Annotated in this window: 19 protein-coding genes, 1 tRNA gene and 1 other RNA gene; 15 read left to right on the forward strand and 6 right to left on the reverse strand. The window is 34.4% G+C overall.

All coding sequences use genetic code 11. The annotated features are described in order from the left end of the window. Positions 1-12: 12 nt before the first annotated feature. Together rpoD and ACFIL7_RS03585 are read left to right on the forward strand one after the other, a co-directional pair. Positions 13-2,028: an RNA polymerase sigma factor RpoD gene (gene rpoD / locus ACFIL7_RS03580; protein ID WP_375611971.1), complete on the forward strand. Its 2,016-nt coding sequence runs from the start codon at positions 13-15 to the stop codon at positions 2,026-2,028. A 610-nt stretch (positions 2,029-2,638) separates the two neighbouring features. Continuing rightward, the gene (locus ACFIL7_RS03585) at positions 2,639-3,100 is read left to right on the forward strand and encodes a YcgN family cysteine cluster protein (protein WP_375634634.1); all 462 of its coding nucleotides are present in this window, start codon (positions 2,639-2,641) and stop codon (positions 3,098-3,100) included. A 29-nt stretch (positions 3,101-3,129) separates the two neighbouring features. Here the strand turns inward: ACFIL7_RS03585 and ACFIL7_RS03590 are convergent, their stop codons facing one another. After that, positions 3,130-3,873 carry an SIMPL domain-containing protein gene (locus tag ACFIL7_RS03590; protein ID WP_375634633.1) on the reverse strand — a complete coding sequence of 248 codons (744 nt, stop codon included), beginning with the start codon at positions 3,871-3,873 and terminating at the stop codon, positions 3,130-3,132. A 170-nt stretch (positions 3,874-4,043) separates the two neighbouring features. Here ACFIL7_RS03590 and ACFIL7_RS03595 point away from each other — a divergent pair. Together ACFIL7_RS03595 and ACFIL7_RS03600 are read left to right on the forward strand one after the other, a co-directional pair. Further along, positions 4,044-4,120: transfer RNA gene (locus tag ACFIL7_RS03595), tRNA-Ile, on the forward strand. Between the two features lie 1,699 nt (positions 4,121-5,819). Beyond that, the gene (locus tag ACFIL7_RS03600) at positions 5,820-6,011 is read left to right on the forward strand and encodes a hypothetical protein (protein ID WP_375633027.1); all 192 of its coding nucleotides are present in this window, start codon (positions 5,820-5,822) and stop codon (positions 6,009-6,011) included. Here ACFIL7_RS03600 and ACFIL7_RS03605 read toward each other — a convergent pair. Next, complete coding sequence (locus tag ACFIL7_RS03605) at positions 5,935-6,249, reverse strand: helix-turn-helix domain-containing protein (protein WP_007347852.1); 315 nt, start codon at positions 6,247-6,249, stop codon at positions 5,935-5,937. The two genes, ACFIL7_RS03600 and ACFIL7_RS03605, sit on opposite strands and share 77 nt — an antisense overlap. 609 nt (positions 6,250-6,858) lie before the next feature. Here ACFIL7_RS03605 and ACFIL7_RS03610 point away from each other — a divergent pair. The 4 genes from ACFIL7_RS03610 (at position 6,859) to ACFIL7_RS03625 (ending at position 8,095) form a co-directional block, all read left to right on the forward strand. Next, on the forward strand, positions 6,859-6,984 hold the full coding sequence (locus ACFIL7_RS03610) for a hypothetical protein (RefSeq protein ID WP_375613352.1): 126 nt from the start codon (positions 6,859-6,861) through the stop codon (positions 6,982-6,984). A gap of 21 nt (positions 6,985-7,005) precedes the next feature. After that, positions 7,006-7,254, forward strand: coding sequence for a hypothetical protein (locus ACFIL7_RS03615; protein WP_375633025.1), 249 nt, complete (start codon positions 7,006-7,008; stop codon positions 7,252-7,254). A 306-nt stretch (positions 7,255-7,560) separates the two neighbouring features. Beyond that, entirely contained in the window at positions 7,561-7,872 is a 312-nt protein-coding gene (locus tag ACFIL7_RS03620) for a hypothetical protein (RefSeq protein WP_375613354.1), read from the forward strand. A gap of 52 nt (positions 7,873-7,924) precedes the next feature. Beyond that, positions 7,925-8,095, forward strand: a complete 171-nt coding sequence (locus ACFIL7_RS03625; protein ID WP_375621377.1) for a hypothetical protein — start codon at positions 7,925-7,927, stop codon at positions 8,093-8,095. Between the two features lie 529 nt (positions 8,096-8,624). On the opposite strand, the gene ACFIL7_RS03630 is transcribed toward ACFIL7_RS03625, so the two are convergent. After that, entirely contained in the window at positions 8,625-8,804 is a 180-nt protein-coding gene (locus ACFIL7_RS03630; RefSeq protein ID WP_142416545.1) for a DUF1508 domain-containing protein, read from the reverse strand. A 390-nt stretch (positions 8,805-9,194) separates the two neighbouring features. Further along, a complete protein-coding gene (locus ACFIL7_RS03635) occupies positions 9,195-9,734 on the reverse strand; it encodes a helix-turn-helix domain-containing protein (protein WP_375611979.1) in 540 nt (179 codons plus the stop codon). 358 nt (positions 9,735-10,092) lie between these two features. On the opposite strand from ACFIL7_RS03635, the gene ACFIL7_RS03640 reads away from it, so the two are divergent. Beyond that, a complete protein-coding gene (locus tag ACFIL7_RS03640) occupies positions 10,093-11,145 on the forward strand; it encodes a DUF475 domain-containing protein (RefSeq protein WP_375633023.1) in 1,053 nt (350 codons plus the stop codon). Positions 11,146-11,596: 451 nt separating this feature from the next. Here the strand turns inward: ACFIL7_RS03640 and pncA are convergent, their stop codons facing one another. Together pncA and ACFIL7_RS03650 are read right to left on the reverse strand one after the other, a co-directional pair. Further along, on the reverse strand, positions 11,597-12,205 hold the full coding sequence (gene pncA, locus ACFIL7_RS03645) for a bifunctional nicotinamidase/pyrazinamidase (RefSeq protein ID WP_375618209.1): 609 nt from the start codon (positions 12,203-12,205) through the stop codon (positions 11,597-11,599). 46 nt (positions 12,206-12,251) lie between these two features. Beyond that, positions 12,252-12,788 (reverse strand): hypothetical protein, encoded by a 537-nt coding sequence (locus tag ACFIL7_RS03650; RefSeq protein ID WP_375618210.1) that lies wholly within the window; start codon positions 12,786-12,788, stop codon positions 12,252-12,254. A 160-nt stretch (positions 12,789-12,948) separates the two neighbouring features. On the opposite strand from ACFIL7_RS03650, the gene ettA reads away from it, so the two are divergent. The 6 genes from ettA (at position 12,949) to rnpB (ending at position 21,281) form a co-directional block, all read left to right on the forward strand. Next, a complete protein-coding gene (gene ettA, locus ACFIL7_RS03655) occupies positions 12,949-14,598 on the forward strand; it encodes an energy-dependent translational throttle protein EttA (RefSeq protein ID WP_375633021.1) in 1,650 nt (549 codons plus the stop codon). Between the two features lie 586 nt (positions 14,599-15,184). Further along, a complete protein-coding gene (locus tag ACFIL7_RS03660) occupies positions 15,185-16,123 on the forward strand; it encodes an ArsR/SmtB family transcription factor (protein ID WP_375634631.1) in 939 nt (312 codons plus the stop codon). Between the two features lie 650 nt (positions 16,124-16,773). Further along, positions 16,774-17,034 (forward strand): hypothetical protein, encoded by a 261-nt coding sequence (locus ACFIL7_RS03665; protein ID WP_375634630.1) that lies wholly within the window; start codon positions 16,774-16,776, stop codon positions 17,032-17,034. A gap of 1,578 nt (positions 17,035-18,612) precedes the next feature. Then, complete coding sequence (locus ACFIL7_RS03670) at positions 18,613-18,990, forward strand: hypothetical protein (RefSeq protein WP_375618214.1); 378 nt, start codon at positions 18,613-18,615, stop codon at positions 18,988-18,990. A gap of 1,307 nt (positions 18,991-20,297) precedes the next feature. Further along, positions 20,298-20,807 (forward strand): lytic transglycosylase domain-containing protein, encoded by a 510-nt coding sequence (locus ACFIL7_RS03675; protein ID WP_375633015.1) that lies wholly within the window; start codon positions 20,298-20,300, stop codon positions 20,805-20,807. A gap of 83 nt (positions 20,808-20,890) precedes the next feature. Then, positions 20,891-21,281, forward strand: an RNA gene (gene rnpB / locus ACFIL7_RS03680) — RNase P RNA component class A. Positions 21,282-21,447: the final 166 nt, after the last annotated feature.

Consider the following 21,447-nt stretch of genomic DNA (forward strand, 5'->3'; position numbering starts at 1 on the left):
TGGAGTTATGGTATGGCAACAAAGGTTAAACAGAAAGATAATGCAGAAGTAACAAACCAAGCGAGTTTGGATAGTCCTCTTCTTGATTTTTCTGATGATGCCATCAAGAAAATGATTAAACTTGCCAAAAAAAATGGTTACGTAACAATGGATGAACTCAATGCAGTTCTTCCTTCTGACGAGGTTACATCCGAACAAATTGAAGATATCTTGGCGATGTTCTCTGAGATGGGGGTTAATGTTGTGGATGATGAGGATGAAGTTGAGTCTGAAAATTATGAAGAAGAAGTTACGGTAGAGGGGGGTGATTTAGTAGAAGCCTCTAGCCACGCAATTGCAACGACAACGAATAAACGCGAAGTAACAGATCGTACGGATGATCCGGTGCGTATGTATTTGCGTGAGATGGGAGCTGTTGAGCTTCTTTCGCGGGAAGGCGAAATTGCCATTGCTAAGCGTATTGAAGCAGGGCGTGAGACAATGATTGCGGGACTTTGTGAGAGTCCTTTGACTTTTCAGGCTCTTATTATCTGGCGTGACGAGTTAAAAGAGCAGCGTATTCTTCTTCGTGAAATTATTGATCTTGAAACGACTTATGCTGGTCCAGAAGCAAAGCAGGCTCCTGTTATTGAGCGAAGTGAAGTTGATAAGACCGTAGAAGAAAAAATGTCTTCTGGTATACGTAATATGGGGGAGAGCGCAGGAGAGAGAAACATTGAAGACGATGATGAAGAGGACGAGGACGATGTTAACTTATCGCTTGCTGCAATGGAAAATGAACTTTGTCCTCAAGTTATGGAAACATTGGATTTTATTGCTCAAACCTATGTAAAATTACGAAAATTACAAGATCAGCATGTTGAAAGCAGTTTGGCAGAGCGTAAAGAGGGGGCCCTTACATCTTCTCAGAAGAAGAAATATATTCAATTAAAGGGTGAGTTGATTCAAGCAGTAAAATCTCTTTCTTTAAACCAAAATCGTATCGAAGCTTTGGTTGAACAGCTTTATGACATCAATAAGAGATTGATTCATAATGAAGGTAAGCTGAAACGGATTGCCAATAGCTATGGCATTGGCCATGAGGACTTTTTAAAAGAATACCAAGGGCGTGAATTGGACGCAGATTGGATGAATTATATTGCTGCTTTGCCTACACCTGGTTGGAAAGAGTTTTCGGTGCGTGAAGCAAAAGAAATCCAAAAGCTGCGAAGTGAGATACAAAATCTTGCGCAAGAAACGGCTATTTCGATTGGTGAATTTCGTCGGATTGTTATGCAGGTGCAGAAAGGTGAACGCGAATCAACAATTGCAAAAAAAGAGATGGTAGAATCTAATTTGCGTCTTGTCATTTCAATTGCAAAAAAATACACCAATCGTGGTTTGCAGTTTCTTGATCTTATTCAAGAGGGCAATATCGGTTTGATGAAGGCTGTGGATAAGTTTGAATATCGGCGCGGCTACAAATTTTCAACTTATGCAACATGGTGGATTCGTCAAGCTATTACACGTTCAATTGCTGATCAGGCACGTACAATTCGTATTCCTGTTCATATGATTGAAACAATTAATAAAATTGTTCGTACCTCACGTCAGATTCTCCATGAAATTGGACGAGAACCAACACCAGAAGAATTATCTAGCAAGCTTTCTATGCCGTTAGAAAAAGTACGAAAAGTTCTTAAAATTGCAAAAGAACCTATTTCTCTCGAAACGCCTGTTGGTGATGAAGATGATTCCCATTTGGGTGATTTTATTGAGGATAGGAATGCGTTATTACCAATTGATGCTGCTATCCAAGCTAATCTGCGAGATACGACAACACGCGTTCTTGCTTCATTAACACCGCGAGAAGAACGTGTTTTGCGGATGCGTTTTGGAATAGGGATGAATACAGATCACACGTTGGAAGAAGTAGGACAACAATTTTCAGTTACAAGAGAGCGTATTCGTCAGATTGAAGCAAAGGCACTTCGTAAATTGAAACATCCTAGCCGTTCACGAAAATTGCGCAGTTTTCTCGATTCTTAAATAAAGGAATTCGTGTGCATTTTAATAACTTCCTCCTTCTTCTTAATGAAGGGGGGAGGTGCTTCATGTTGTACTTGGATACTTTCTTGAGAAAAACATAGGAAGAATTTGAACAATCTAGAAAGTTTACGATGTTTAATGTTTTTCTTAGCTTTGAGGCTTTATACTTCTCTGTCTCAAAAGAATAGATATAGGGCAAAGGGTGGTTATGGAGTAGAGAGTAGGGGGCTTTCAAGAAATGAACGATAAAAACATTACCTTGCGTATAGCGCGGCTCGTTTTTAAGAAATGAGATCTATTAGGAATAAACTTATATTGCAACATACGGACTTTTTGATGAAAAATGTATATTCTTTGCGGAATTTTTCTATCATTTTAGGTGACGCATTTTATTCTTCGTTAAGTTTACAAAGAGATGTTTCAATAGGTTATGTTCATTTATATGCGCTATTTTTGAATATTCTCTTTTTATTCAGATAGCTTTTAAGAACATGGTTTAAAGTATACATTGAGTTGAATCTTTTTAAGAGACAGAAATAGATGAAATTATAGAAATTAAACGTTTCATTTTTTATAGATCGTCTTAATTAAAAAAGGTGTGTCTGAGTTTATGAGTGGAGAACTTCCCTTTTGGAAAGTAAAAAAATTAGAAGAGATTTCCATTTCTGAGTGGGAGAGCCTTTGTGATGGCTGTGGCCGTTGTTGTCTCCATAAAGTTGAGGACGATGATACGGGTGACCTTTATGCAACCAGTATTGCTTGTCGTCTTTTAGATGGGCAAACTTGCAGGTGTCGAGATTATGCTCATCGTAAATCAATTGTACCAGATTGTATATCGCTAGATATTACGATAGTTAAAACAGCGCGTTGGCTTCCAGAAAGTTGTGCTTATAGATTAATTTATGAGGGAAAAGATCTTCATTGGTGGCATCCATTGGTATCAGGGGATTGTCAGACGATACATACAGCGCATATTTCTGCACGCGGACAAATAGAGATTTACGAAGACGAATTATTATCTGAGGAAGATTATCTTTATCATATTACTGGTCTTCTACGTGAAGGCCAGTAATATGATTTTTTATACAACTTGTTTGTGACTTAATCGATCGCAAAGACTATAGTGACGCTCACGTTATAATTTAATTCACCACCTGCAAAATTTGTATTTGCGTAGCTTACATCTGCTGCTCTACTCATGAGCCGTGGTGTTGGGTGATAGTAATCATCCTTTTCATTGATTTCAATAATTTTTCCTAATTTTAAACCGGCTGCTTGCGCTATCGTTTGCGCTTTTTCAATGGCTTCAGTAATGGCTTTTTTACGTGCTTCTTGATAAAATGGCTTTGTATCTGCGTTGGTAAAAGTAATGCCGTTAACTGAATTAACACCTAGTGTCATCGCTTGATCAAAGATTTTACCAGCATTGGTAAGATCACGAATGCGCACGGTTAAAGAATTTGAAACATGATAGAGTTTTTCATTATTCTTTTTTTCGTGGTGTTTATCAGAGGTCGACTGATAAATGGATAAGCCTGATGTTTGCAAATCATTTTCTTGGATGCCATTGTTTTTAAAAGCGTTTATAATATCATTGATGGATTGATTATTGGAAGCTAATGCCTTTTGGGCAGTTTTGTCATAGGTAACAACGGCTAGATTAATAATGGCCATATCCGGTGCTGCTTGACTTTCTCCGATTGCTGTCACTGTAATCGTTGCATTTTTCATTTTATTTTCTTCAGCATAAGCACGTACAGTCAACGATGTGGCTAAGAGTGTAAATGCTAATATAACTGTTTTAACCAGAGAACCCTTCAGTGGTTGAATTTTCTTTTCTATCATATCTATACCTTTATATTTGTCAGTTAATTATTCTCTCATTTTTAAGAGTTTTTGTAAAGAAATTAGAGCACTGAAAAAAAAACCAATAGAAAAGAGAAAAAGATGGGTTATAATCTTTGTCAGCTCTTGTATCATAGGGCATTTTAGTTTAGAGAGAAACAACCTATGTGGGGCCTGTAGCTCAATTGGTTAGAGCCAGCGGCTCATAACCGCTTGGTTGGGGGTTCGAGTCCCTCCGGGCCCACCAATAGGGAAATGTCCAATAGAAAAATGGATCGCTTATATAAAAGTTTTGAGATTCTACCTTTTTTGTTTTTTATTTATTTTCCTGTTTGTTTTAGAAGCTTTTGGTCGTTGTTTGTTGCAGTTTTTTCTCTCAGTCGCTTTAATATGATGGTATGTTTTCTTAGTCTCATCAAAGGAGTTCCCTCATTTGCAACCTTTTAGCATTTGGATTAACTGATATGGGGCGCTATTTACTTTCTTAATTCATATACTGTTTTGTACTTTTTCTGTGTGGTGTTCTTCATAAAATAGAAGGCTAAAAGCTTCATTGGATAAGTTTATTTATACTTGTTCTGCAAATAAATAGACCTCAATAAAACCAATTTTAAAGATTGGACCTGTTCAGAACAAATGGCTCAAAAAACATTTAGTGTAAATTTGCTTTTTTCTTAAGTGATGCTAAGGTCTTTTAGACGTTCGAATAGCATCATCGTGATGAAAGGTTAGTGTATAAGAGAATGTGATCTATGGGCATTCATATGTATCATGGGGCAACGATGATAATAACATTTGTTGATATTTTTTTTCCAAGAAAGGAATTCTATTTGATATTTTGAGAAATATTGTTCATAGTGACGGTGACGTGTTCTCTGAAAAGAATTTTATTAATTGTTCTTTGAAAAGTCAATTGAGTGATTATTTCTATCGCTTTGCATCATCCAGATTCTATTGTAATAAGCATTTTATTATTCTGTAAGAAATATTTTCTATGATATTAGAAAATTCATTAAAATGCCATTTTCTGTTTTTGTGTATTTTTTGCTTAAAGTTTAAATTATAGAGTTTTCATGTGATCCGAATTATTATTGAAGAACAGACGTCTTTTTTGATTTTACTCTCATAAGGAATTGGCAATATTGCGGTAACCCTAGCACTTTTTTGTATTGCTAACATTTTTCTCGTATTGATCGTATAGAGAGTTTTATCTTTATTATGAGTTTTTTCTCTTATGAAAAATTATTGGCAGGGAGGGTGTTTTTTTGGAAAAGTATACTTTTTCTTCAAAGTCATACTTTGAAAATATAATTCTTCATAATTTGCATAAGGGAATTTCTCTCTTGTTGTAAATCTGTATAAAATTTACGTACAAATATTGTGCGTGGTGATTCGTTTTATTTTTTAATAGTATCATTTTTGCTTATGATAGAGACTTATATTAGTATTTACAAGGGGCGTTTAGAGGGGAGGTTACCTGTAAACGTGTTACAGAGTTTTAGGTAATGTGGCTCTGTTTATAAGAATTTATTCCTATAACATTGTTATATTCTTGCTTTGCAATATTGTTAAAAAAATATAGATGGTGCTATGTAGAATAAATTGTGATGTATTTTTTTCAAAAAGCTTTTTCGTGTTCTCTTATATAGAGTTCAGGAGTGTCTTCAGGGATATTTTCACATTAGTTTTTATTGGTCCGAATCGCAAGATCTGCGTAACATTATTCGCGTTTTTGATAGATTATACCAATTTTCATAAGAAGGTCTGGATCGTGTGATGCTTTCTGTTTCACCATGGTGCATGACTAATAGAACTTCATCTGATTTTGTAAAATAAGTTTGTACACAATTGCTTCCATACTGCCTATTGCAAATATTTTTTTCTAAGGTATGAGATATATTTTAAACGCTTTAGCGTTATATAGTGTGACTACATGGAGTATGACTATGAAGAATGATAAAAAATTTGAAACAACTTTATCTGATATTATTGTGAAATGGGAGTCTTTATCGACGTCTCAAAAGCAAGCGATATTGGATAAAGTAGAAAATTCTACAGATTCTACAGATTCTGCTCATTCAACAGAACATTTAAGGCTTCAATCTTCTTTTTATCTCCAGACGAAATCAAAGTTATGAGTTTTAAGTCTTCATCGGAGATGTTGAAACCAGTTATTACATATATGGCACTAGCATTTCCCAGTGTATTCAAAATAGCCATGAGTTTGTCTACAGAAGGCCTCTTGCCTCCATTTATCATTTGTTGGACGTAATTTTGTCCACAGCCTGCAGCTCTGCTTATTTCAATCATTGTTCGTCCGTCACTTTTTATTAATTCAACTAAGCGTTGGAACCAATCTTTTTCAGTCTTTGTCATTTTTAGACCTTTACATATTTACGCTATAGCGTTAATATTACGTTGCGAATCCAGAATATATGATACAAGGAGCGTGAAAATATCCATGTGTAGCTCTTCGCTAAGGAAGCATATAGAGTTGTTTTTAACTAATAACAAAATGTCCCCATACACTTTCAGATTCGAATCAATAAAAATGGTTGCTTAGTTCCACGGTTGTGAAAAAGTAAATGTGTATACCAGAAAGGGCGATACACACTCGTATGTTTATGAGATTTCACTATGATAGTATACGTAGCAGCATTATAAATCAAGATATACCCCAACATCAGAATTTGTAAAAAAAATTCTGCGTTGAGGTAGTGTGTGAATATAACGAAGCTTTAGAGCCTTAAGAGATAGGATAATGGCTGTAGAAAAAATGTAAATTGCATAGACAAAGAATACTGATTTCTTCTTTATTGTAATAAATTAGATCACTATCAGATGGTATATCGTATATATGCGTAAAAAAATGGGAAATATCAAAAAAGTGATCTTGGATATTTTATTAAACAGGAAGGTAATCTGATCCACAAAGGTGGTTGTTTGGTAGAATTGTACATTCGATCAATGCCCTTATGGCGATGAATGTGTTTTTATGATGCTGCGGTTTATAATGAAGTCTGTGTTTATAATGATATTGTTATTGATAACAATGCATTAACATATGGTTGTTTAGTTGTTCGTAAGAGTTCGCATGTTTATGAAAAATAAGAACTTTATCGTTATTTGAATATGAGTGGAGATGCATATGTTTATGCTAATGCGGTCTTTTTTGATCAAGTTTTGAATGCTCAATGTATTGAATTTTGTGGTGATACTCGTGATTTTAGAAAGGCTCGAGTTTATAATGATGCTTTAGTTTGTGGTGATGTAAAGATTTGTGGGAAGGAAAAATTTTACAGAAATGCTGTGCTTTGTGACACTGAAGATTTTTGTAATAATGAAAAACTTTCATATATAGCCGCATTCCTCATGGCGTAAAAAAGGAAGATAGGAACGATTTGGGCAAGGCTTGTATGATTGGATTGCGTCGTTAGTTTTATTTGACGTTCCTTATTTTTTGTATTTTGTGTCAATAAACGTGTCGCAAATAATTGGTGTGAGTGTAGATTTAGCCGCTTTCAGAGATTTGTTTGCGTCATTTATCAATGCTTTAATGGAGAAAATAAGAACGCCGAGAGTGACTGTTCACACTTGGAACATGCAATTTATTGCATTCTTTTTTTGATTGAGGATGAAACAAATTGGTCAAGATGATCACTTGAGCGACAATTAAGGGAGATCCAAATGAGTGTAAACGAAATTTTATTGGGAGCAATGATTGTTGTTTTGTTGTGCAGTGGGGTTATATTTCGGTTTTCTTTATATTATCGCAGTCAAGTGAAAATTTTAAAAGAGGAATCTAGAAGAATAAAGCATGAGTTTTTAAGAGATTCTATGAAGATGACTGAAGAACGAGATAGGGCTATTAGAGAGCAAAGTATGGTGATTAAAAGACGTGACCAAGCAATTGAAAAACTGAAAAAACAAATTAAGCAATATGAAAAAAATGAAAAGAAATATAAAAAAATGCTTAAATCTGAAGATGATAAAGAGTGATTGTATTCATATTTTGCATTAAAGGGTTTGGAAATGTGTTAGGAAGATTGGAATGACGAGAGAGATAAACTTTAATGAAGCCAATTATGGTGCTGATGGAGAGATTGTATTGGAAGAGAATATTCAAGTTTACTCTGATTTTATGACAACATTTAAGTTTATAAGACAGAGCGTCGTTGATCATAAAATAAGAGTTTATGATGATAAACCAGTTTATAGGTAGGCTGGTTATTAAAAAGCGCGTCTATACAATCCAGCAATTTTATATTATTACTGAAAACAATTTTGCACGTTCTTTTTAGATGTAAGGTATAAATGCTACGATAGTTTCAGCTAATAGGTATAAAAAATTGCATGATAATAGAAAGAAAGAGATATTTGCTTTTTATGAAGATGAAATGGGTAAGTCAGTTATGATTATCAGATACAGAAGAGGAATATGAACGTAAAAGATATTAATATCTTGTAGAGTAAATATATTTCTCATTGATGATTTATCTTCTCTTCATGTGCGTTTATTTTTTATGAAAAATACAAAACTTAAAAGATTTTCTTTTTGATAAAGGCTATAGAGATTTGAGTATGATTGAAAATAAACATATAATCTGTAAGAATATGACTGTCATTTGTGAGTGTCAGAAATAATACAGAACTTCCTCTCATTGAGGGGAAATCAATCACTTTTCATTTATCACAAAAGTGACTACCATACCATTATACAAAATAGACGCTTGTTTTAATGGTAAAGAACGTTAGGACTGTAGTTCTCTAATAAGAGCCTTATGTGTAATTTCTTTTATTTGCTCAATATTGATTAGGATATCTTGTTTTGTTGGATAACCTTTACTAGAAAAAGCAATTTTTTGTGCATCTCCTGAGATTAAACGCCAGTACCATTGATTGTGAACTCCTTGAAACACCTCAAAATACATGCTTCCCACCTCATAAAATAGCTGATAATTTTCAGGATAAATATTTAACTAATCCGCTTGTAAACATTAATGTATGTCTCTCTAGGAAGTCGTCAATATATTCCCCTTAAATTTTCTGACCTTAAAAAATAATTTCTATGAGAGCTATTATTCTTTTAACAAGAAAAAATTTATTGTCAATAAGATATGAATGAGAATTTTATACTATAAAATTATTTTTTTTAATTTAAAGACACTATACTTTCATTTACAACGCAAATATTTTTCTGTCGTTACAGAAAAAAGTTTATAAATTATATAAAATTTCACCAGCAAGGATAAAGTAAAAAATACTTTTTTCCATACTGGTAGAGTTTAATCATTTCTTGTTTTTTCTTTTTAAATAGACGTTTATTGATTAGCTATAACCTCTTTTTGGGATACGCTTCGAATGAGTAAATCAATGAATAAGCTAAGGGTATAAGAATTGGCCATTTTAGCTTTCATATCGATAAGAGAGGTTGTAGTTTTAGGGTTAAAACCATTTGATAAACCTTGTCTTGACAAATATTGCTGCAATTTTTCATAAGAACTGTCGATTTTTTCTTGATTTAGTTTTTCGTTACGATCACTATCGGCAAGAGTTTCTTCCAGCCCCTCGATTTTTTTAATAAAATAATTCCAGTCAAAATCACCTTTTGTATATTCGGTGTCAAACATTTTTCCTTGTCCAGTTAAAAGCCAATTAATATTGACACCATATAACGTGCGGTATGTTTGTAAGACACTAAGATTGGGTTCTCTCTCTCCACGCTCATAAAAAGCAATGGAATTTTTTGTCATGCTAAAACTTTTAGCTAAGGTTTCACGTGATGGATCGCCTAAAGCAAGACGTACATAACGTAAACGTTTTCCAAATATGGTTTTTGATTCAGTTTCAGGACGTGCCACGAATTATCTCCCTCGGTAAATCATCATGGTATAAATCATTAAATAATAAAAGCACACTATGTATTAATATTCTATGATATAATGTCAATATTATAGCTTTAATTTCTTGTTGTTTTTTTATTTGTGTAGCTAGAAAGCAATCTTGCACTTATTGTATTGACAATTGATATTCACTTCAAAACAAAATTCCTTGTTGCTACATTTGTCTCTTGCTTTTTTTGAGAGAATTTTCATGTAACTTTACCATATATATTCTATACACCTCTGCATTAATAGATGCAACTTTAAAGAGATGCAAACTTTGGATTGGTACTGGGTGTGCTTAGATGAAGTAGAAAATAAACTTTGAGGAATGATCATGGCCCTATTACGCTATTTTGGGTTTGCTTTTTTTTTCACGATTATTGGTGTCTTTTTAGGAGGGGTTATTGGTTGGTTTGAAACGGAAAGTATTACTGGTTTTCTTAAATATTTTTTTATTTGCTTTGTTTTAGGAGTTTTGGAAATTTCTTTATCTTTTGATAATTCTATTATCAATGCGCGTGTTCTTAGTAGAATGAGTCCATTGTGGCGTCGTCGTTTTCTTATGTGGGGCATTTTGATAGCTGTATTTGGGATGAGAATTGTTTTTCCATTATTGGTGGTTGTCGTTGCTGTTGGGATTAATCCAATTGCGGCAGTCAAATTAGCGATATGGGAACCACATCGATATGCTGAAGTTTTAACCGATGCGCATATGGGGATTGCTGCTTTTGGAGGAACTTTCCTTATGATGGTTGGCTTAAAATATTTTTTTGATTCTGAAAAAGAAGTGCATTGGCTTAATGTTATAGAGAAACCTGCTCAAAAGTTTGGGGCGCTTGTTGGAATTGATATTGCAATTGTTTTGATTTTGATCTTATTGGTTTCAGGTCAGATTGACGCAGAAAATAAAATAACTTTTTTATTGGCAGCACTTTATGGACTTTTGACCTTTATCGGTGTTGAAGTTGTCGGTCATCTTTTGGATACTCCTCAAAAGACTTTAACAACAGTAGCTCACGGGGGAGTAGGGGCGTTTCTTTATTTAGAAGTTCTTGATGCTAGTTTTTCTTTCGATGGCGTGGTTGGTGCTTTTGCCTTTTCACACAACCTTTTTATTATTGCGATAGGTCTTGGTATCGGAGCATTTTACGTTCGTTCTATGACAATTATGTTGGTTGAATCAGGAACATTATTGCATTATCGTTATTTAGAGCATGGTGCTTTTTATGCAATTCTAGTTCTTGCAGTGATTATGTATCTGCAAACGATTATATCGGTTCCTGAAGTTTTAACAGGACTTGTGGGAGTCTGTATTATTGGAATGGCATTATATTCTTCGATTCGTTTTAAGCATCGTCAATTGGATAAACATGTTGTATCTAAGTAATGGAGATCTCTTCCTTTTTCAAACTTTTGTTTATCGCATATCTTTGAATAGAAAGAGGTCTTTTATGCAAAATAAAATACTATTTTATTGCTTATTTGCGTTTTTTTAAGTTGAGTTTATTGCATAATACTACCCATGAAGGGAATAATATACAATCTCTAGGATACTTTTTGACCTAAATATAAGACAGAAAGCTGATGCTATACTTTTTACCAGCTTTCAATATTATGACAAGCTTTTGCATTAATGGTTCATAAGAGGCCTTTTTGCTGTTTTTTTGAATGATTTCTATTCATACATTGGATTCTCTTTGTAACGTGTAAGAGAATGGTTTTGAAACAGGTTTGAAATGAGAGAATTTACGATATTCTGAACTCTTACTTAAATATGTGCAAAATAATTTATCCTTTATAAATCAGTGTATTATAATGGTAGATTAGAGAAGGATATTTTAAGAGACCATTAAAAGTTCTATACCGGCTTCGTTCATTGTTTTAAGCATAGTGTTTAGTGATCCGTTTACATCAATACCAGCACAGGCATTTAATGAAACACTGACTTTAAAACCGCATTGCATAGCGTGAAGAGCAGAAAATCCGACACAAAAATCAGTTGCTAAGCCACACATAATGAGCTTAGTAAAACCATGTTCTTTAAGATAAACTTGTAAACCTGTTGGTGTTTTTTGATCATTTTCAAGAAAAGCAGAATAGCTATCCATTTTTTGATTATAGCCTTTTCTAAGGATAAGTTGTGCCTTTTCCACTCTAAGAGATGGATGAAATTCTGCTCCTTGTGTTCCTCGTATGCAATGATCAGGCCAAAGTATTTGAGGACCATAGTCAAGAGTGACTGTATCATAGGGCTTTTTTTCAGGATAGCAGGAAGCAAAGCTGCAATGGTTTTTGGGATGCCAGTCTTGGGTTAAGATAATGTGATCAAAATGATTTATGAGATTATTGACGGCGGGTAAAATAGCATCACCTTGTGGTACGGCAAGTGCTCCACCTAGTAAGAAGTCATTTTGAACATCAATGACGATTAAGGCTTTTTTTTCCATAAATATATTCCTATACGAGATGAGCTTTTATCGTATTTTTAAAAAGCTATATGTCGTCTTGAAGTTTTGAAATGATATGCTGGATATTGATATTATTTTTATAATTATCAAGCCAAAAGAGGGGAATGGATAAGTTTTTACAATTGGTTTTATAGTTTTTTACGAATTGTAACCACGTACCAATGGGAAGTGCACTGTATTCATTTGTTGCTACGTGTTGATGCAAAGCTTTCATGATCATTGGGCTTGGAACGTCAGATCCCATAAGGCGGCGGTCGTTTTGTAAACGTAATTTAAGCCATATCAAGGCAAGGGGTGAAGTCCATTGCTTTCCGTAGCAAAAAATCGATGAAAAAAGAGAAGGATTTTTTACTGCGTAATATAAAGCCCATAAAGCGAGAAAAGAAGGCGCATAGAGAATTGCTTTTCTTTGTGGTACCATATTACATTGATAAGTCGGTTTAATACGATAAAAATACAATGTTATATCTGGTATGGAAAAGAGAGGCAATGTTTGATAACAGGTTTCAGGTACAGCTAAAAAGATTTGCTTTTTGCTCTTTAGGGGGATGTTTTTTTGCATTCAGGACCATACTGGGGCTTGTGAGATTAGAAAAAATGTACCAATATAGAGCGAAAGCTTTTGATACGACGTAAGTGCTATTTACTGTACAGTTTCAAAAAGCAAAAGCAGTTTTTTCAAAATCCTAATCTTTAATATCGCATAATATAAAGAGAAATTTATGGCACGTCAATTTATCTATCATATGGCTGGGCTTAACAAGTCTTACGGCAATAAAAAAGTTCTAGAAAATATTCATTTGTCTTTTTATCCAGATGCGAAGATCGGTATTTTAGGGCCGAATGGTGCAGGGAAGTCAACTATTTTACGTATTATGGCTGGGCTAGATAAGGAATATACGGGAGAAGCATGGATTTCTGAAGGAGCTCGCTGTGGTTATCTACCACAAGAACCTTTGCTTGATGCGAGCAAAGATGTGCGTGGTAATGTGATGGAAGGTGTTGCAGATAAACAGGAAGTTCTTGAGCGTTATAACGAATTGATGATGAATTATAGCGAGGAAACGGCTGATGAAAGTGCACAGCTTCAGGACATTATTGACAGTCAGAATCTTTGGGATTTAGAAAGTCAAGTGGAAATGGCTATGGCTGCTCTTGGCTGTCCGCCAGCCGATGGGGATGTAACAAAACTTTCGGGTGGTGAGAAGCGGCGTGTTGCACTTTGTAAATTGCTTTTGTCAAAACCTGATTTATTACTTTTGGATGAACCGACAAACCATTTAGATGCTGAAACGACGGCTTGGCTTGAGAGGCATCTACGTGAATATCCTGGGGCTGTGCTTTTGATAACCCATGATCGTTATTTTCTCGACAATGTAACGGGTTGGATTTTAGAATTAGATCGCGGTAGAGGTATTCCTTATGAGGGGAACTATTCTGCTTATTTGGGGGCTAAAGCCAAGCGTTTGGCTCAGGAAGGCCGTGAAGAGGCAGCGCGTCAACGTGCTTTATCACGTGAGCAAGAATGGATCGCTTCTAGTCCAAAAGGGCGACAAGCAAAGTCAAAAGCTCGGATTAAGGCTTATGATGAGTTGGTTCAAGCAGCACGTGAGCGCCGTCCTGGAGAGGCGCAAATCATTATTCCTATTGGAGAAAGATTAGGACAGGTTGTTATTGAGGTTGATAATCTCTCTAAAGCTTATGGTGAACGTGTATTGATTGATTCTCTTTCTTTTAAACTTCCTGCTGGTGGCATTGTCGGCGTTATTGGGGCCAATGGTATGGGAAAGTCGACCTTGTTTAAAATGTTGACGGGACAGGAAAAGCCCGATTCAGGTCAGATACGTATCGGTGAAACAGTTCACATGAGTTATGTGGATCAGAGTCGCGATTCCTTGGTGGGGGATAAAACTGTTTGGGGGGAAATTTCTGGTGGAAATGACATTATTAAATTAGGCAAATATGAGATGAATAGCCGCGCTTATTGCGGGGCTTTTAATTTCAAGGGGGCAGATCAGCAGCAGAAGGTGGCAAATTTATCAGGAGGGCAGCGCAATCGCGTACATTTGGCGAAACTTCTAAAAGAGGGGGGGAATGTGCTTCTTCTTGATGAACCGACAAATGATCTTGATACTGAAACATTGGGTGCATTGGAAGATGCATTGGAAAATTTCGCTGGTTGTGCAGTTATCATATCGCATGATCGTATGTTTCTTGATCGATTGGCAACACATATTTTAGCCTTTGAAGGTGATGGTCATGTAGAATGGTTTGAAGGTAATTTTGCTGAATATGAGGCTGATAAAGTTCGTCGTCTTGGGGCGGAATCTCTTAATCCTAAGCATGCAAATTATAAACCTCTTACACGCTAGAATTTTTTATCTTATCTCAACTTTGTTGGAATAATAGTGTATTTTATTGCGTTTGTTATTTCATAAATAAAGAGTGTGTGTACTCTGTGGGAGTTTTTATTCATTGAAAAGAGTAAGAGACACTTTATGAAATTATAGCCTAAATAGGGTTGTTCTAATCATGATATATAACCGGTTATTTCTTGTAAAATTGCAATGAAAAGGAGGAGATGAAGAGTATAGCACTACTTCTACAAATGCTCTGGTCATTGAGCATTACCATCTTTACTTAATAAAAATGCAAGCTGGCATCATCATGTTATTTATTTTTTCTCAATGGTATACAGTTTTTGTTTTGAGGTGGGCATAAAAGATATTTTTATCTATATGTCCTCTCTGTTTATGAGCTGTAAGAGAATGATTTGGATTGATTTATCATGAATATTATAATGAGAAGCAGATGGATAAGATCTGTTCGTTTTTTACATTAGCCTATTTTTTTCATAGTATGATAAAATAGAGAGCACAAAATAGATGAGAATATGCGTTGTATACTTGAATTTTTTTCCTATAAACAAATGTTTATAGGAATGTTGAGGGGATAATTATGAAAAAAAGTGCAAGTTTAGATGCAATGGTTGAGCTGCTGAAAGCGGTCGCAGAAGTAAGCCATTTACGTGTTCTTAGGCTCTTACATCATGAAGATTTAACAATCCCTGATTTTATTTTTATTCTTGATCAGTCGCAAGCATGTATATCACGATATTTACGTTTATTGTACGAAGCACGATTGATTGAGCGTTATCAGAAGGGGGATAGCCTTTATTTTAAGCTTTGTCATGATTTTTGGGGTGAAGACATTGTGATGGGTGTTCTTTCGGCTTTGCCAAAGAATGATGTGTTGTTAGCGCATGATTTAGAACGTTTGAAGGATGTTAAAAAGCAGCGTCAAAAAACGAGGAAGAAGTATTTCTTACAAAATGCGTTGCAACGGGATGTATTACGGTCATCTTATATGGCAGATCATGGTGTAGAAAACGCTTTACTTGAAATCATTGGCGATAAACCATTTCAGACGATGCTGAATATTGGAAGAGGTGAAGACTCTATCTTAAAATTGTTTTCTAATCTTTATACGCATGCGGTTCAAGTCGTGCTTGATAGCAATGTTTTTCACTTGTCTGTTGGAGATACAACTTTTGATTTAGTTATTCTTCATTGGGTTTTACATTTTTTTGAAAACCCTGAAATATTCCTTCATGAGATATCAAGTGTTTTGCGTCCTCATGGACGTTTATTGATTGTGGATTTTGGTTATCATGAAATTGAGTCTTCATATTCTGATCAAGCACATACGCGTTTTGGATTTTCGGCTTTACAAATAGAACAATGGCTTAAAAATACGAGACTTGTTCTAGAACAAACGGTTTGTCTTACTCCTATACAAAATGAAAACAGTGAGAAAGGTATGGTTACGCTTTGGCTTGCTCGTGATCCGCGTTTATTAGTTGACGATATCAAAGATAAACAAGTCAATTTTGCATAAATCGCGTTTGTTGACCTGCTTTATTCTCTGATTTTTCTTAAGGAATAGCGTAGAGATAAAACTTTATTCAATCATTGATAATCTATTGTTTTTTACATTTGTATTATGTTTTTATATGAGAGTATTGGTGTTTTACAGGGGCTTGGTGGCTGTGTACTGTGTAATGAAAGCATCTTCTATAGAGTTAAGCCTATGAGGATCGTTATTTAAGGTGTCTTGATATCATATTTGTTTTATTAGCCAATATATTGATTTTTTAGATTTCAATGAGAGGCTCGAATATAGGAATATTTTTTCATTTCAAATTTCCTGTTGCAGAATCCAAAAGAGTCTGTTTGTTTGTTACAAGAGAAGATATTTATCTAAATAATACCGTTTGTAAAAGGAAATACATATTTCTAAATATGAGAGCGGCGGCGATATGATGTAATAGCGCACAATATAATATAGTGATGGCTCATACCTTCATAAATGTCAAAAATGGTGGTACCCAATAGATCTTACGATGTTTCTTTAAACAGGTGCTTAGATAAGAAGTACCTTGGAATTTTTAGTGAGGGGTGCAAAAAGATGCTCTAAAAAGACGAAGGGGTAAAAGGGTAAGACAATGCATGATTTTCATTATTTAAAACACAGCGTTATGAGCGTGTTTGAAAGTCGTAAAGGCAAATGAAAGGGATGGTAAAGATGGCAATAGTTTTTTATCTTTGGGCTTTTATGTTTCGTTCAAAATAAATGATGGCTTTTTTAAGATTACTCAAACAGACGTAAATATTTTTACTCTAATTGGGCATATAAAAGCTGGGACTGTTTACATGGTTCTCATTTGCTCTAGTCTTTATCTCAAGCATATTGCCATGTTAGGAGCAGGTGTTGATTTACAAGTAATAGAAAACGTAAAAGCTTGGTAGATGACGCCATAAAATTACTCATAAATTAGTAATGGATTGGAGTGATATTCTGAATTTTAAAAACATTTTGTACAACAATGGTTATAATAGCGTATCTGACTTTACGTTTATTTCTTCTTACAAGCATTCATATATGGCGTTTGTCTATGTGTTTTTCATTATATTCATAAAAATAAGATTGACGATAATCTATGGATAGTCCGTGGATGAAAGTAGAAAAGAAAAGCGTGATATTACACTAAAGTTTCGTATCTCTTTATTATGAGAAGTATGAAGGTTATTAAAAAGGTTATTAAATAAGTCCATTTTTCTTGCCAAAAGTGATTTTTTCTTTTTATGCTTACTGCTCATTTTATGATGCAGCCCGTTAGTATAGCGTAAAATTGATAGGGCATCATCGTTTTATGTTTTTTATCCATATGCTTTTTCTTGTTTGTGATGTGCCGTAGTATGGCTATTCATTGATTCAATAGACGAAGGTTTAAAATAAGGGAATCTCACGTTCTTGAGATCTCTCATGTAAGTTGTAAAATGATGAGTTATGATTGTAAATCAATGCATTATTTACGTTAGAAGAACAGACTATAACAATTTTTGAGCATAGAAACTACTGTGTGTATTATTTTACGGGATCATTTAAATGATAGAGATTAAGAGAAACGGTCTGCATTGATCTCGGTTTGTTATGTTAAAATGCGTTAGAGCCTGTTGGTTATTGTAAAATAGTTTATCGTTATTTGGAATGATTATAGGACGTGATTCGAAACAAATACCTTCAGAGTTCTCATTTTTTCATAAAATTAAGCTGTTTAAATTCTTCATTGATTGTTACATGAGAGATGCGACAATATTTTAATAATCATTTACAGAATTTTTTATGAAGATAGATAAGATTTTAAAAATCTACATTTTTATTTTTGTGGTGATTGCTGTTGGAAAAGTGATTCTACTTTTATATAGTTTGATTTTTATAGGGTGGATACGTAGAAATTACGGTTTTTTTTGATTATGATTATCAGAGTTATGAAAGAAACTATTTAAAAGTTATAATGATCGTAGATTCCAATTGATGCTTCTTGAAATAAAATTGCTTCAAATTGGGTCATTTTAAACTTTTTTTGCCTAAATTTAAACATTTTTAAACAATTTATAACTCTTTTATGTTTTTTTGCGTAGAAGATGATAAGAATTTCTTGTTGTTTAAAGAATTTTATTCCATAGCAAGAATATTGCATCGGCTATCTTAGTGGTTGATGTGAGAGGACGATCGGGGAACCTCCTCCCCCCCCCCGCGTGGATCCCCTAGATTGTCTGGCCTGACTGAGGATTTCCTCAGTCAGGCTTTTTATAATTGTTTTGGGGGATGTTGTAGCGTGTTATTAGGGGGAAGTGTAAGATCTGTTATTGTTTCGCCTATACTACCTAAATACATAGAGGGGCAGTTTTTGTTGGGCGGATAGTGTTAGCGTATTCATTTTCAATAATTTGATTTTTCTTTATTGAAGCATCGTTGAATGCTATAAGGAGAATCATAAAAGGAATCTATGTTTGTGTTCTATGATCTTTAGGTAAGAGATAATGGAATCTTTTTCGCGTCGTATTGTTTTTATTTTATTTGTATTTTTTATTTTTGGCGCTGTCTTTTTTGCTTCTCAAAGTAGTGCTGTTTATCAGTTTTTTTCCGGTCGCTCTTCTTTTTCTTCTCAGAAGCTTGATGTAACAGAGGAGGAGTTGTTAGAGAGATTGTCTGTATCTTTTCCAGATATTATCAAGCATCTTTCTAAGATGAGTCCTCAACAGCAAGAGGTGTTTATTGCGCAGCTGCGTCGTGATGTAATTGCGCTTGCTTTTAAAAGTGGTCAGAGTCGTGAGCAGGCTCACAAATCTGGTGAAACTGTTGCTATGGCTCTTTCAAAAGCGATTTCTCGTCCTTCCATTGCTAATGCTTATTTTTAGCTATTTTTTTAATCGCGCTTTTGGGTTTTATTTTAAGGAGCAAGAGCTTTTCGTGAAGTCTTGAAAAGTGCGAGGAGATAATTAATTTGTAAGGTATTAACAAAATTTATCTCTCAAAAGGTAAGCAATTGGAGTATAAGGGTAATGTTGCAATCATTACAGGAGTGATAGAAAGTCTATCAAGGGTATTGGTCCAAGTTAATTGCATTATCAATCGCTACAATGACAAAAGCAGTATTGACTATAAAAAAACACGTTAACCGTGTTTTATATGCCGGTTATTTTTTTATTTGATATGAGAAAATAAAAATTTTTTAAAGGATTTAAGCTTTCTTTGTTCTACGGATTTTAGGATATTTATCCACTTGTATGATTTCTGAAAATGAGGTGCAAGGCTGATAAGATGGTAGTCTGTGACAAAGAAAAAATATTTGAATGAAGATGAGGGTTTATTTTTATTTAAAAGGCTTTGGGGGTATTGAGTTTCCTAACATTTTTCAAAAAAACAGACAAAAGTAATTGTTAAGCTTTGTTGTAGAGATAAAGACGGATATAGCTTTTTTAGCATATTGTTTTATAATGATAATTTGTCATTTTCATATTAAGTGAGAATCTTAAGAATTGCAAAATTCTCTCGTTTTAAATTTATTCATGGTGAAAAAATCAAAATCACTTTCTTGTGCACTACAAGTGAGAGGCTTGTGTGGATAAAAGCTCTTTCAAAAAAAGAAGTAAAAAGCTTCTTTGAGGCATCTTGAGAGCTAAAAGTCTGTTGCAATATTTTGAATTGGTAAAGAGTATGATGGTTTTAGTATATTTATGAATTTTTTATGCGCAATGATGGGAGCGGGGATTTGTTTTATGATTTGTTGGGGTTTTATCGGACATAAAGAGTGCTGTGGGTGTTTATTAACCAGAGAGAAGTGTTGATAACAGTTTATATTTTTTGTGAAACTTTTTTGATATTGAGGATCTTCGGTAAAAAGATGTTCTTGTCTCTCTTTAAGATGCTATTTTTTTAATATAAAAATTGAGTGATACAATAGTGATAGCAGAAATTTACAAATTATATCATTTTATTTAATACGATATAAGATTAATTATAGTATCTTTATTTTTTTTACTTTATGATATAGATAAATCTATAATTTGTGCATAAAGAGATTTTCTTTTGTTGCAGAATTTTATCTTGAAATTGTCTTACTCTTTCCTTTTTCAAGCCGTTCTTTTGCTTTCTTTTTTTGTACAATACGTTTGCAAATTATTTGCAGCTAGAATTTGAGAATGTTTGAGTAAAGAGAAAGAAAATGCAATTTTTGAAAATCTTGTTAAATACAGCGTGTGCTGTATTTTTTGTATTTGATGTAAGTTGGACTCATAGTGTCTTAAATGTTGCGGAATCAGGAGAATCCTCAGTGATTGTTGCTTCTAAGATTCCTGATCGTCCTTATGAGTTTCTTATTCAGAAACTTGCGAATAAATATAATGTTCCCGTTAATTTAGCACATGCTGTTGTAAAAGTTGAAAGTAATTATAAGGCAGGTATAAAGGGGGCTGCTGGCGAAATAGGTTTGATGCAAATTAAACCCTCTACGGCACGAGGGTTGGGCTTTAGTGGTTCTGTACAGGATTTGTATGATCCTGCGACCAATCTTGAATATGGTATGCGTTATTTGGCACGGGCCTATAAACTCAGTGGTGGAAGTACATGTGGTACAATCCTTAAATATAATGCAGGCCATGCTGCAAAAAAAATGAATTCTATTTCAGCGAAATATTGCGCAAAAGTAAAGACTTATCTGGCTTCATTAAAATAAAAACATCTGTTGAGAGAGGTTTGTCATAAAATATTTTAAGATGCTATTTTCACGGAGCAGAAAATGTTTTATAAATTAGTATGTCAGTCGGCTGGGCAGCCGCGCTTGTCTGATACTAAAATACGGCAGGTGAGGAAAGTCCGGGCTCCATGGAAAGACGGTGCCGGGTAACACCCGGCAGGGGTGACCCTAGGGAAAGTGCCACAGAAAGTAAACCGCCTATTTTTATAGGTAAGGGTGAAAGGGTGGAGTAAGAGCCCACCGCGCATTCAGTAATGAATGTGGCAAGGTAAACCCCACCGGGAGCAAGACCAAATAGAAATGACGTGCAAAATTTAATTTGCAGCCGATTTCCGGGCGAGTCATTCGGGTAGGTTGCACGAGGCGGATGGTAACATCCGTCCCAGATGAATGGTTGCCATGTAAAGTGTAAGCTTTACTCTACAGAACCCGGCTTATAGGCCGACTGATATTTCATGATGATACGCGATATTTTATAAGATCAATTATATATGGTCTTTTATGGAGTCTATGTGTTTGAAATGGACACTTGAGCAAAGAGTGTTTTAAAAAATTATAACATTTCTTTAAGTATAATGCGTTAGGATCTGTTTTGGGATAACTTTAGTTTTTTCGTTCA

Origin of the sequence: Bartonella sp. AP3QHHD, from assembly GCF_042195765.1 — a bacterium.
Taxonomy (GTDB): domain Bacteria; phylum Pseudomonadota; class Alphaproteobacteria; order Rhizobiales; family Rhizobiaceae; genus Bartonella.